Source organism: Streptomyces sp. NPDC051104, from assembly GCF_040682835.1.
Lineage (GTDB): Bacteria > Actinomycetota > Actinomycetes > Streptomycetales > Streptomycetaceae > Streptomyces > Streptomyces cynarae.
Genome location: NZ_JBFBBS010000008.1, coordinates 93,523 through 105,508, shown reverse-complemented (window position 1 = coordinate 105,508; position 11,986 = coordinate 93,523). Strand labels below are relative to the sequence as shown.

Here is an 11,986-nt window from a genome sequence, read left to right as displayed (position 1 = left end):
AGCGGTATACGCGGTTTACAGCTCCAGGGCGGAGGCGATCGTGGCGGCGCAGAGAGATCCCAACTCCCGTCTGCGCGAAGTCATCGACGCGGTCGACTGCACCTACGAGGCCCTCGCCCGAGACGTGCGGCGCATCGCCGCCGAGAACGGCGAGATCCTCCAGACCAACAAGTCGACCATCTCGCACTGGGTGAACGGCACTCGCACCCCTTCCGGCCGGGTAGGCCAGTACCTGGCCGAGGCGCTGTCTCGCCGAGCGGGACGCACGATCACTCATACCGAGATCGGCTTCCATGCCGGTGATGCCGAAGAGCCAGCGGAATCCGACCCCGTCCTCGCCGTCACCGACCTGGGGCGGGCCGACGTTGAGCGCCGCCGCTTCCTCGCCATCGCGGCCTTCACCACCGCCGGCGTCGCCATGCCGCTCAGCCATGACCACGAGGCCACAGCCCGCATGCTCCGTGCTCGCACCGGAACGTCCCTGGTCGGTGGAGAGGACGTGGACGTTGTACGACAGATCACCGCGGCCTTCAGCGCCGCGGACGAGCGTCTCGGCGGCGGGCACGGTCTGACCACGGTGACCGCCTACCTCGCTGACACCGCCGCCCCTATGCTGCGCGGACGCTTCCCCAGCGAAGCCTTACGCCGGGCAGCGTTCGGCGCGGTTGCCGAACCCGCCTACCTCGCAGGGTGGAAGCACCACGACCTGGGCCAGGAAGGCGCGGCCCAGCGCTACTACCAGGTTGGCTACCAGCTCGCCTGCGAAGCTGACCCCCACGGCCACGCCGCCTGGATGATGCGCGCCCTCGCCCACCAGGCCCTGAGTCTCAAGCAGCCCCACCACTGCGTCGACCTCGTCGAAGGCGCCCTGCGGCGCGGCCTCGGCTACGTCGACGGCCAGACCGAGGCCCTCCTCCACATCACCCACGCTCGTGCCTACGCGGCGACCGACGAGAGCCCGTCGGCCGCACGTGCCCTCCTTGCCGCCGAAGACGCCCTCCTTCGGGACGATGGCCCCAGCCCAGCTACTCCCGCGTCAGCGGCCCCGCCGCCGGCACCGTGGCCAGCCACACGGCCCGCACCCTGACCGACCTCGCCGACCACATCGGCACCGAACAACAGCACCGCCACGCTCTCACCCGCTGGGACCCTGAGAAGTACAAGCGGGTTCATGCCCTCACCCACGCCGACCTCGGCGACAGCCTCGCCGCCCAGGCCCGCGCCGACGAGGCCGTCGCCGCGTGGCCCCAGGCACTGGTCCTCATGGCGGGCATGACCTCCGACCGGACCTGGAACGCGGTCACCTCAATCCGCTCCACCCTCGCCGTCCAGGGGGAAGCAGTAGGCGCTGCCGGAGTAGCAGACCTCGCTGGCCAGGAGCAGGTCTCCGGTGCGCTCGCGGAATGGTTCGCGGCGGTCGACACCGATCAGCCAGGCGGCGGTGAGGCGCGAGCGCCATTCGTAGGCGAGGAGGGCTTTCAGTTCGGCGTCAGCGATGGTGGCGGCGTCCTCTATCAGGTGGCGGGCGAAGCGTTTGGCGTGCGGCCACCCCGGCCGGAGGACGCGCGCGCTGTTCAGTTCGAGGTAGCGCGGGTGGTCCGAGTCCTTCCTCGTCACATAGCGCTCGATTACGTAGCCGTAGCCGATCTCCTCGGGGTGCTGGAACGGCATCGGTCACCTCTCCGGGTATAGGTCGGTACGGTTGATCCAGGTGGGGGCGACGAAGATGTTGTCGCCGGCTGGGGCTTCGGAGGCTTCCAGCAGGGACCAGGTGCGGGACTCTTCGACCAGGTGCTCCCAGGGCGCGGTCCAGTCGAGTTCCCAGTCCAGGCCGGTGCCGGAGATGCCGTACGTGCGGCCGGCGTCCACCCGCCAGAATTGGGAGTAGAGGTTCACCTGGGCGTGGTCGGCCAGGTCGTTGATGATCTCGGCGAAGTGGGCCGAGGGCCAGCCAGGGGCGTCGTCCGCAGCGGTGGCTCGTAGGCGCGCGGTGAGCGGCGGGACGACAGGGCTGCGGGGGCCGAGTTCGGTCAGGGCCCAGCGGATGCCGACGGGCTCACTCCAGTCCGGTGGCGTCGCCCGTTCCAGGCAGGCGCGGTATGCGCGGCGCAGGGGCTCGACCGCGCCGTCGATCTCCAGGCCCGCCAGGGCCATCGCCGCCCATTTCCGGACGGTGGGGTCGTCGCTGCCCATGAGGGCGATCAGAGCGGGGCCGCAGCGTGGGTCCGCTACCTCTTCGAAGACCTCGATGGCGGTCAGCTGACCGAAGCTGCCAGGGTGGGCAGTCCGTAAGTCTGCTATGTCCAGAAAATTCCTTCGACGCTCACTCCTGGGGGGCAAGGAGTCGCAGGTTCAAATCCTGTCGTCCCGACTTGCGAAACAGCGGGTCGGAGGCCGTATCGGAGGATGCCGATACGGCCTCCGACTCATTTCCGGGGGGGGGATCGCGGCGACCGGTCCGCTGCTTTGCCGTCCCCTCAGTCGAGTTTGGTCACCTGGTAGTGGCTGATGGACCAGCCGTCGGCAGATCGCCTGATCAGCACACTGAGAGTGACCTTGATCGTCGGGCGGTCGGTGAAGGAGAAGTCGACGCCCAGGTATCCGAGCACGACATCCTCGGCGACCTGCCTTGTTTCCAGAATGCGGTACTCCGCCGTCAGTCCGATCGGCTGGGAGTCGTAGTACTCGGCGACCGCTTGACGGCCGACACCGTAAGGGTGAAGTCCCTGGAAGATCGCGTCTTCGGTGAAGCACGAGGCGACCTGCTGCGGCTTGTGAGCATCGACGCCCGACTTCCACCGGTCCATGACGCCACGCAGGATCTCTTCGTGCTCTGCCGTGCTGCTCATCAGGATTGTCCTCTCGCACTCTCTCGTGGGTGAGGGGCAGAGCTGGTTTCAGGCGGCGCCTGGCCTGCCGGGGTCGTTGGGGTGTGGCTGTACGGCGGTGACCACCGCGGTCATCCAGGGCCACAGGGGCAGCGTGCCGAGGACCTTCTCACGGAGCTCGTCCTCGTCGGCGGCGCGCCACAGTCCGATGCTGCGCAGTTCGCCCACCGGGCGCCACAGCCGGACCAGGTGGCCGGCGGTGGCGAGCTCCTTGGCCCGGACGGCTTCGGCGGCGCGACGCCGGTCGACCTCGGCGGGTTCGGTGCCCTCGGGGACAGTGGTGGTGAGCTCCACAAGGAACTCCTTCATGGTCATTTCCCTTCTGCGCGGTGTCGTCTCGCGCCGTTGGCTGGTCAGGCGGCCTTGACCTGTGCGGCGATCTGTACGACGCGTTCGGCCTGGATGCGGGCGGCGGTGCGGGTGGTGTCGTCGACGGGGTTGCTGCCCTGGCCGTCCGCGTGGGAGGTGCCGTAGGGGTTGCCGTCGATGAACTTGGCGGGATCGGTGAAGCCGGGGGTGACGATGATGCCGCCGAAGTGGTGGACGGAGTTGTAGAGGGCGAGAAGCGTCGACTCGTGGCCGGCGTGGGCGGTCGCGGTGGAGACGAAGCCGCTGTACACCTTGTCGGCGAGCCTGCCCTGTGCCCAGAGGCCGCCGAGGGTGTCGATGAACTGCTTGAGCTGTGAGGAGACGTTGCCGAAGCGGGTGGGGGTGCCGAAGACGACGGCGTCGGCCCAATCGATGTCGTCGGGGGTGGCTTCGGGGATGTCCGCGGTGGCGGTGTGGTTGGCGGCCCAGGCGGGGTTGGAGTCGATGGCGCTTCGGGGGGCCAGTTCCGCGGCCTTCAGCTGGCGGACTTCGGCTCCGGCCTTGGTGGCGGCGTCGTGGAGTTCCTTCGCGATCTCGGCGATCGTGCCCGTGGACGAGTAGTAGACGATCGCGAGCTTCACCGGGGTGGCCATAACAGCGAATTCCCTTCGTAAGGGGGTGGTGCGGTAGGCGAAATAGCCGACCGGTCGTCTAAACTAGGCGACCGCTCGGCAAAAGTCAGTACGCAGGGCCCTGAGCTGGTCCGTCCGCCTCACCGGACGCCCGGGCTCGGTGAGGCGGACGGGGGACGGGCGTCACACAGCGATCCGCTGCTCCTCGGACGCGCGAGCACCCAGCAGGGCCAGGCAGTTCAGCCACAGGGCGCTGAGCTGCGACGTGTTGTTGTAGAGCTTGGCGAACAGCACCTGGCCCTCGAGTTGCGCGACAACCGAGCGAGCGGCTTGGTCCGTGTCGGTGACGGTGACCTCTCCACGTGCGAGAGCCTCGGAGATGACTGCCTCCACCATGGCGACCTGTGCCTCGAAGATCTGCTGCAGGCGCTCACGTATCGCCTCGGTCTGGTTGCTCAGCTCCAGGGTGAGGTTGCCGAACATGCACCCCGAGACGGAGCCGCAACTGGCCTGACCGGCGCGCTGAGCCGCTTCGGTCTCCTCGAGCAGCTGCCGGAGCCGCTCCAGGGGCTCCGCCTCACTGCGCAGAATGCGGGCCCAGTCGCGCTGTTGAGCGGCCCAGTGTTCATCGAGGACGGCCAGTGCCAGAGCCTCTTTGGACTCGAAGAAGTAGTAGAAGCTGCCCTTGGGCACCCCGGCCGTCTTGCAGATCTCGGCCACGCCCAATGCGGAGTATCCCCGCAGTTCGATGAGCGACTGCGCAGCTGTGAGGATCTTCTCCTTGGCGTCACTGGTGCGTCCCATACCACGCAGTATACGACCACCCGCCTACTACCTGGCCTGGACGGAGAAGACTTGGCCGGAGAAGACCTGGCTTGGACGGAGAAGACCGTGCCGGGCGCAGCGAGTCGTGTGCGGGCCGGTCCCTCACAGGTTGATCATGTGCCCGGCCAGACCGTGCAACGCGTCCTGGACGGCTTCGCTCAGCGTGGGATGCGCGTGCACGTTCCTCACGAGCTCGGTCACCGTCAGGTCCCATTTCTGGGCGAGGGTCAGTTCCGGGAGCAGTTCCGTGACGTCCGGCCCGATCAGGTGGCCCCCCAGGAGTTCGCCGTGGCGGGCATCGCTGACGAGCTTCACGAAGCCGGCAGTTTCGCCGAATCCGTGCGCCTTGGCGTTCGCGGTGAAGGGGAACTTGGCGACGCGGACGTCGAATCCCTCGTTCCTGGCCTCCGTCTCGGTCCAGCCGAAGCTCGCGATCTGGGGCCGGCAGAAGGTGGCGCGGGGAATCATGCGGTAGTCGAGTTCCATCGTCTCGGCGCCCGCGATGGTCTCCGCGGCGATGACGCCCATGGCCTCCGCCGTGTGCGCGAGCATCAGTTTCGCCGTCACGTCCCCGATGGCGAAGATGTGCGACTGGCTGGTGCGGCACCGGCCGTCGACGTCGATCGCGCCGCGATCCGTGAGCCGGACGCCCGCGTTCGCCAGCCCGTATCCGGCCGTACGGGGCTGAAAGCCCGTGGCCTGGAGCACCTTCTCCGCTTCGAGTGTCTTTTCCTGGCCGGCCTGCGAGACGACGACGCGGACGCCGTCCGCGGTCTCCTCCATGGACTCCACGCGGGTGGAGGTCATGACCGTGATCCCCTGCCGGCGGAACTGCCGGGCGAGCTCCGCGGAGACCTCCTCGTCCTCCAGGGGAGCGACCCGGTCGAGGAACTCGACCAGCGTGACCTGGACGCCGTAGGCCCGCAGCAGGTAGGCGAACTCCACCCCGATGGCACCGGCGCCCGCGATGACGATGCTGGCCGGCAGGCTGTCGGAGAGGATCTGCTCCTCGTAGGTCACGATGCGCTTGCCGAGACGGGTGCCCGGCAGCAGCTTGACGGTCGAGCCGGTGGCGATGATGCAGTGGGCGAAGGTGAGGGTGGCCTCTTCACCGGACATCCGGACGTTCATGGTGTGCGGGTCGATGAACGACCCCTGGCCCTCGAACTGCGCGATGCCGTTCTTGCGCATGAGGTAGCCGACACCTTTGGCCCGTCCGTCGGCCACCTTGCGGCTCCTGAGGTAGGCCGCCCGGTAGTCGAGGCCGACCTGCCCGTCGAACTTCAGGCCGTAGGTGTCCGCTTCGTGGACGACGAGGTGCGCCAGTTCCGCGTTCCTCAACAGCGCCTTCGCAGGGATGCACCCGATGTTCAGACAGATGCCGCCCCAGAACCGTCCTTCGACGATGGCGGTCCTCAGGCCGAGTTGGGCGGCGCGAATGGCTGCCACATAACCGCCGGGACCTGCCCCCAGGACCACGACATCGAACTCCGCGTTCATGGATCGACCTTACCGTCGAATCATGTTTTCGCCCGCTTGATCAAACGGCTTCGCCCGGCCTGGGCCGGGCCCGCCGGTTCGGCATGTCGGTGTCCGGGCCGGGCTCCCGCTCGGGGAGCCCGGTGGTGCGCCGGTCTCAGATGACCTCCGTCTCCGTACGGCCCGGCGTGCCCCAGAGGGTGTGGTAGCTGCCCTCGCGGTCGACGCGCCGGTAGGTGTGGGCGCCGAAGTAGTCGCGCTGGCCCTGGGTGAGCGCGGCCGGCAGGCGGTCGGCGCGCAGGGAGTCGTAGTACGACAGCGCGGCGGAGAACGCGGGCACCGGCACGCCCCGACGGGCCGCGGTGGCGATCACCTCGCGCCACGGCACCTGCGCCTCGGCGATCTCCGCGGCGAAACCCGCGTCCGACAGCAGGCTGACCAGGCGCGGATCGGCCGCGTAGGCGGCACGTATGCGGTCCAGGAAGGCGGCGCGGATGATGCAGCCGCCGCGCCAGATCTTCGCGACGGCCCCCAGGTCGATCTTCCAGTCGAACTGCTTGGCCGCGTCCAGGATCATCTTCCAGCCCTGGTCGTAGGCGATCAGTTTGGAGGCGTACAGGGCCTGCTCCACCTGCGCGGTGAAACGCTCGGCCTCGTACGGGGTCAGGTCCCAGTTCGTGCCGCCGGGCAGCCCCCGGTACGCGGCGCGCAGCGAGGACTGGCCGGATGCGGCGCGGGCGAAGGTGGCCTGGGCGATCGCGGTCACCGGGGAGCCCAGTTCCAGCGCGGTCTGCACGGTCCAGCGCCCGGTGCCCTTCTGCCCGGCCGAGTCGGCGACGACGTCCACGAACGGCCTGCCGGTCGCCGCGTCCACATGGGACAGCACCTCCGCCGTGATCTCGATCAGATACGAGTCCAGGCGCCCCTTGTTCCACTGGCGGAAGATCTCCGCGATCGTGGCGGGGGAGAAGCCGGCCACCTGGCGCAGCAGGTCGTAGGCCTCGCCGATCAGCTGCATGTCGGCGTACTCGATGCCGTTGTGGACCATCTTCACGAAGTGCCCGGCGCCGTCGGTGCCGACATGGGTCGCGCACGGTTCGCCGTCCACCTTGGCGCTGATCTTCTCGAACATCGGGCCGAGCGCGGCGTACGACTCCGGTGAGCCGCCGGGCATGATGCTCGGCCCGTGCAGTGCCCCCTCCTCGCCGCCGGAGACACCCACGCCGACGAAGTGGATACCGCGCTCGCGCAGCGCCCGCTCACGGAGCCGGGTGTCGGCGAAGTGCGCGTTGCCACCGTCGATGATCATGTCGCCGGGCTCCAGGAGCGGGGCGAACTCCTCGATCACGGCATCGGTCGCCGCCCCCGCCTGCACCATGATCATCAGGCGGCGGGGTCGCTCCACCGCCGCCACGAACTCCTCGGCCGTCTCGGCGGCCACGAACGCGCCCTCGTGCCCGAAGTCCTCGATCAGCGCCTTCGTCCTGGCCGGGGTGCGGTTGTGCACGGCGACGGTGTACCCGTTGCGCGCGAAGTTCCGGGCCAGGTTGCGGCCCATCACCGCGAGCCCGGTGACGCCGATCTGCGCGGTCGCCTGCATGCTGTGCTCCTTGGGTCCGGATCCGCCGCCCCCGCGTGTGGGGCGGGCGCGGCGGATGTCGCTCGGTACGGCTCGTACCGCCGTACCGATGTACGGACGGCGGGGCGGGAGTTGCTCACCGCCCGGTAGCCGGAACGCCCGGAACCCGGAGCCGGCTCACGTCCCGACGACGTGGAGGGACGCCCACAGCGCCACCACCGCGCCCGCAAGCGCGGTCGGCACGGCGATCGCGCCGAGGCGTGTGAACTCCTTGAGGTCGACGCCGTGGTCGTGCTGGTGGACGATCCGGCGCCACAGCAGTGTGGCCAGCGAACCGGCGTAGGTGAGGTTGGGGCCGATGTTCACGCCGAGCAGGACGGCGAGCACCGCTCCGGGACCGGACGGGGCGGCCAGCGGCAGCAGCACCAGGACCGCCGGCAGATTGTTGATCAGGTTGGCCAGCACGGCCGCCAGGGCCGCGACGCCGAGCAACGCGGGCAGACCGGTGCCGCCGGGGATGACATGCCCGAGAGCGCCGGCGAGACCGTTGTCGACGACCGCGCGCACCACGACGCCGAGCGCCAGCACGAACGCCAGGAAGGACGGCGCCGCCGCGCGCACCACCGTCAGCGGGGTGGCCCGGCGCCGGAGGAGTCCGCGCACGGCCAGCACCAGCGCCCCGGCCGCCGCCGACCACGCCGGGTCGACACCGAACGCGGAGGCCACCACGAACCCCGCCAGCGTGCAGGCGACCGTCACCAGCGCGAACAGCGGCAGCCTCGGCGGCTCGCCGTGGTCCTCGTCGGTGGCTCCCGCGTCCAGGTCGTGGCGGAAGAAACGCCGGAAGACGACATACTCGACGGCCACCGCCACCAGCCACGGCAGCACCATCAGCGCGGCGAAACGGGTGAAGCTCAGCCCGGCCGCACCGAACGCGAGCAGGTTGGTGAGATTGGAGACCGGCAGTAGCAGCGAGGCGGTGTTCGACAGATGGGTACAGGCGTACAGGTGCGGCTTCGGGCGGGCGCCCATGCGGGCCGCGGTGGCGAACACGACGGGCGTGAGCAGCACGACGGTGGCGTCCAGGCTGAGCACCGCGGTGATCAGCGAGGCGAGGGCGAACACGGCGGTCAGCAACCGCCCGGGACGGCCCGCCGCCCAGCGCGCCATCCAGGCGCCGCAGGCCTGGAACAGCCCCTCTACGTCACAGAAGTGGGCCAGCACCAGCACGGCCGCCAGGAAGCCGACCACCGGGCCCAGGCGCTCGGCCTCGGCCTGCGCGTGGTCCAGGGAGATGGCGCCGGTCAGGATGACGATCCCGGCGGCCGGAACCGCCCAGACCGCCTCCGGCAGCTTGAAGGGACGCACCACCGCGCCGGCCAGGACGGCGACGAGGAGCACGACGGAGAGGGCCTCGGCGAGCGGGGTGTTCAGGGTTCGGTCCTTCCGCGAAAGGATCGGCGGTGCCCGTCCATCACACCAGATCCGCCTGTGACGCCTTGACCCGAGGCACCCCCTTGAGGGCGGGCTCCTTTCCCCGGCCACCGTCACGTGCGCGCACGCAGCCTCCAGCCGTGGTCCACCGGTCCGATGCCGGCGCCGAGCGCGAAGCCCGCCGCGATCGCCTCCGTGACGTACTCCTTGGCCTGCCGCACCGCCTCCGGCACCGTGAGGCCCTGCGCGAGACCGACCGCGACGGCCGAGGCGAGGGTGCAGCCCGTGCCGTGGGTGTGGCGGTTGTCGTGGCGTGCGGCGCGCAGCCAGTGCTCCTGCCGGCCGTCCGTGAGCAGGTCGGTGGCCTCGCCGGGCAGATGGCCGCCCTTCACGAGCACCCACCGGGGCCCGTACGACAGCAGGCGGTCGGCTGCGCGGCGCATGCCCGCCTCGTCGGTCACCGTGATGCCGGTCAGCTCCGCGACCTCGTCCAGGTTCGGCGTGGTCACCGTGGCGAGCGGCAGCAGCCTGGTCCGTACGGCCTCCAGGGCGTCGTCGGCGAGCAGCCGGTCGCCGTGCTTGGAGACGCTCACCGGGTCCACGACGACCGGTGCCGGCATGTCCCCGAGCAGGTCGGCCACCGTCTGGACCAGCGCGGGTGAGGCGAGCATGCCCGTCTTGACCGCCTGTACTCCGATGTCGTCGACGACGCTGCGGTACTGGGCGCGCACCGCCTCCACGGGCAGCTCCCACGCCCCCTGCACCCCCACGGAGTTCTGCGCCGTGACCGCGGTGATCACGCTCATACCGTGGGCGCCGAGCGCCAGCATGGTCTTCAGGTCGGCCTGGATCCCGGCGCCGCCGCCGGAGTCGGAGCCGGCGATGGTCAGGACACGGGGCGGCGCGGTCATGCGCGGCCCTCCTCTCGGACGCGCACGCGGCTCTCCTCCCGGACGCGCAGCGGGGCGTAGAGCGCGAGCGCGACCAGGAACGCCACGTAGTAGGAGACGTCGGCGCCGTGCAGCGCGTGGGCGGCCGGGCCCACGTACAGTCCAGTGTCCATGAACGGCACCGCCGCGGCGAAGGCGCCGACGAACGCCAGCAGCGGCGGCCACACGGAGCGCGGCCGGGCGGTCCCGGCGGCGAGGTCGACCGCGGTGCCGCGCCGGGCGAGCCAGTCGACGACCACGATCGCCACGAACCCGGGGATCCAGTAGCTCACGAACAGCAGCACGTTCTGGAAGCGGGCGGTGGTGTTCGCCGCGTGCATCCACAGCACCAGCGGGAAGCCGAGCACCACGGCGAGGGCGGCGGCCAGCGGACGCGGCAGGCGCACCCCGACGGTCTGCAACGCCAGGGAGCCGCTGTAGTCGTTCATCGCGTTGCTGGCGAGCGCCGCGAGCGCCACGGCCAGCAGCCCGAAGGCACCGGCCGCGCCCCCGCCCAGCACATGGTCCACGCCCGCGGCCGTCTGGTCCGTCAGCACCGAGGCGCCCCACAGTCCGAGGACCTGCACGGCCACGAAGGACACCACGAGACCGAGCAGCGTGCACCAGAACATCCGGGACCGTGAGGTGCCGCGCGGCAGATAGCGGCTGAAGTCGCTGGCGTACGGCGCCCAGGACAGCGACAGGCTGAGCGCGATGGTGCTAGTCAGCACGAAGGCGCCCACCCGGTCCGCGCCGTGCGCGGTGCCCGTCCAGGCGGGGTGCACGCTGCCCGCCATGCGCAGGGCGATCAGTGCGAAGGCGGCTGCCAGCACGAAGGTCATGACGAGCTGCAGCCGGTGGATCGCCTCGTAGCCGAGGACCCCCAGAGCTCCTTGGGCGAGCATCACCACCAGGACGCCCAGCCAGAACGGCCAGCCGGCGAGCCGCGCCAGCGCATCGCCGCCGAACAGCCCGATCAGCGCGTCCCAGGCGATCGAGGACAGCCACTGCAGCACCCCGGGCAGCACCACCGCGCGCCCGAACGCCAGCCGGGCGAGCGGCAGCTGGCCGGCTCCGGTGCGGCTGCCCCAGGTGCTCAGATAGGCGGTGGGCACCGCGCCCAGCACCGTGCCGAGGACGATGGCGGTGAGCGCGGTGGTGAAGTCCAGGCCGAGCGCGATGCCGATGGTCCCGGTGAACACGCCGGTCATGGTCAGATTGGGGGCGAACCACACGGTGAACAGCCGGCCCGCCCCGCCGTAACGATTCGTCTCGGGGACCGGCTCGATGCCGTGGCCCTCGACCCTGAGGTCGCCGGGAGCGGTGGGCATCCGCCCGTCGAAGACGGTGTTCCGGCCGCCTGTGGGCAGCCCGCCCGAGACATGCGCCGATGGCATGGAAGACATCCCTCCGCCAGTACGAACTGGTTCAGGTTCGACGGGTGTGATCTCAGCCCGCAGATGGGGCACCCCGTGTCCGGTACGGCGGCAAGACTAACCCGAGGACGGGAATCAGCCATACGTGAGGGCCGCTGCCGGGTCGGTCAGCGGCCCTCGAGAGGTCTTGGTGGCGCGTCAGCGCCGGGTGTAGATGAAGCCGATCTTGTCGACCTCGTCACCGGAGCGCCCGTGGAATCCCGCGATCTGCCAGCCGGAGGGCGCCGTACGGGTCACGCAGTCGGACGTCGTGGTACCGCCCGCCAGGCTGCGGCCGAGGTTGGTCGTGAACTTCGCGGAGAAGATCCTCGTGCGGCCGTCGGCGAGTCCTTGAGGGAATGCGCTTTCTCCGCTCCCGGTGAAGCTTTCACCTGCCGGTCGCCGCGGTGTCGGCGACGCCGAGGGGCCGGCGTCGGGCACGGGAGGGCTCGCGGCGGGCGCTGCCGGGACAACTCGTTCTGCGCCCACAGGGCAC

Annotated in this window: 11 protein-coding genes, 2 pseudogenes and 1 riboswitch; of the genes and pseudogenes, 1 reads left to right on the top strand and 12 read right to left on the bottom strand. The window is 70.2% G+C overall.

Annotated elements, in window-relative coordinates; all coding sequences use genetic code 11:
• Positions 1 to 40: 40 nt before the first annotated feature.
• Positions 41 to 1,329: pseudogene (locus AB0N14_RS14760) on the top strand (helix-turn-helix transcriptional regulator); the annotation flags it as partial.
• Here AB0N14_RS14760 and AB0N14_RS14755 read toward each other — a convergent pair.
• From AB0N14_RS14755 to AB0N14_RS14700, 12 genes and pseudogenes are all read right to left on the bottom strand, one after another.
• The gene (locus AB0N14_RS14755; protein WP_366026174.1) at positions 1,306 to 1,671 is read right to left on the bottom strand and encodes a DUF6000 family protein; all 366 of its coding nucleotides are present in this window, start codon (positions 1,669 to 1,671) and stop codon (positions 1,306 to 1,308) included. The pseudogene AB0N14_RS14760 and the gene AB0N14_RS14755 overlap by 24 nt on opposite strands.
• Before the next feature lie 3 nt (positions 1,672 to 1,674).
• A complete protein-coding gene (locus AB0N14_RS14750) occupies positions 1,675 to 2,340 on the bottom strand; it encodes a HEAT repeat domain-containing protein (RefSeq protein ID WP_366026027.1) in 666 nt (221 codons plus the stop codon).
• Between the two features lie 137 nt (positions 2,341 to 2,477).
• Positions 2,478 to 2,849, bottom strand: a complete 372-nt coding sequence (locus AB0N14_RS14745; protein ID WP_366026026.1) for a hypothetical protein — start codon at positions 2,847 to 2,849, stop codon at positions 2,478 to 2,480.
• A gap of 48 nt (positions 2,850 to 2,897) precedes the next feature.
• Positions 2,898 to 3,197 carry a muconolactone Delta-isomerase family protein gene (locus tag AB0N14_RS14740; RefSeq protein WP_366026025.1) on the bottom strand — a complete coding sequence of 100 codons (300 nt, stop codon included), beginning with the start codon at positions 3,195 to 3,197 and terminating at the stop codon, positions 2,898 to 2,900.
• A gap of 44 nt (positions 3,198 to 3,241) precedes the next feature.
• A complete protein-coding gene (gene wrbA, locus AB0N14_RS14735) occupies positions 3,242 to 3,850 on the bottom strand; it encodes an NAD(P)H:quinone oxidoreductase (RefSeq protein ID WP_366026024.1) in 609 nt (202 codons plus the stop codon).
• A gap of 162 nt (positions 3,851 to 4,012) precedes the next feature.
• Positions 4,013 to 4,633 (bottom strand): TetR/AcrR family transcriptional regulator, encoded by a 621-nt coding sequence (locus AB0N14_RS14730; protein WP_366026023.1) that lies wholly within the window; start codon positions 4,631 to 4,633, stop codon positions 4,013 to 4,015.
• Positions 4,634 to 4,756: 123 nt separating this feature from the next.
• Positions 4,757 to 6,154 (bottom strand): dihydrolipoyl dehydrogenase, encoded by a 1,398-nt coding sequence (gene lpdA, locus AB0N14_RS14725; protein ID WP_366026022.1) that lies wholly within the window; start codon positions 6,152 to 6,154, stop codon positions 4,757 to 4,759.
• Positions 6,155 to 6,290: 136 nt separating this feature from the next.
• Positions 6,291 to 7,733 carry an NADP-dependent phosphogluconate dehydrogenase gene (gene gndA, locus AB0N14_RS14720; protein WP_366026021.1) on the bottom strand — a complete coding sequence of 481 codons (1,443 nt, stop codon included), beginning with the start codon at positions 7,731 to 7,733 and terminating at the stop codon, positions 6,291 to 6,293.
• A gap of 156 nt (positions 7,734 to 7,889) precedes the next feature.
• On the bottom strand, positions 7,890 to 9,146 hold the full coding sequence (locus tag AB0N14_RS14715; RefSeq protein ID WP_366026173.1) for an arsenic transporter: 1,257 nt from the start codon (positions 9,144 to 9,146) through the stop codon (positions 7,890 to 7,892).
• Positions 9,147 to 9,259: 113 nt separating this feature from the next.
• On the bottom strand, positions 9,260 to 10,057 hold the full coding sequence (gene thiD / locus AB0N14_RS14710; RefSeq protein ID WP_366026020.1) for a bifunctional hydroxymethylpyrimidine kinase/phosphomethylpyrimidine kinase: 798 nt from the start codon (positions 10,055 to 10,057) through the stop codon (positions 9,260 to 9,262).
• The gene (locus AB0N14_RS14705) at positions 10,054 to 11,472 is read right to left on the bottom strand and encodes a cytosine permease (RefSeq protein WP_366026019.1); all 1,419 of its coding nucleotides are present in this window, start codon (positions 11,470 to 11,472) and stop codon (positions 10,054 to 10,056) included. Before AB0N14_RS14705 ends, thiD begins: the two co-directional genes overlap by 4 nt.
• Positions 11,464 to 11,558: riboswitch (TPP riboswitch) on the bottom strand. It overlaps the preceding gene by 9 nt.
• A gap of 91 nt (positions 11,559 to 11,649) precedes the next feature.
• A pseudogene (locus tag AB0N14_RS14700) lies at positions 11,650 to 11,832 on the bottom strand (jacalin-like lectin); the annotation flags it as partial.
• Positions 11,833 to 11,986 lie beyond the last annotated feature (154 nt).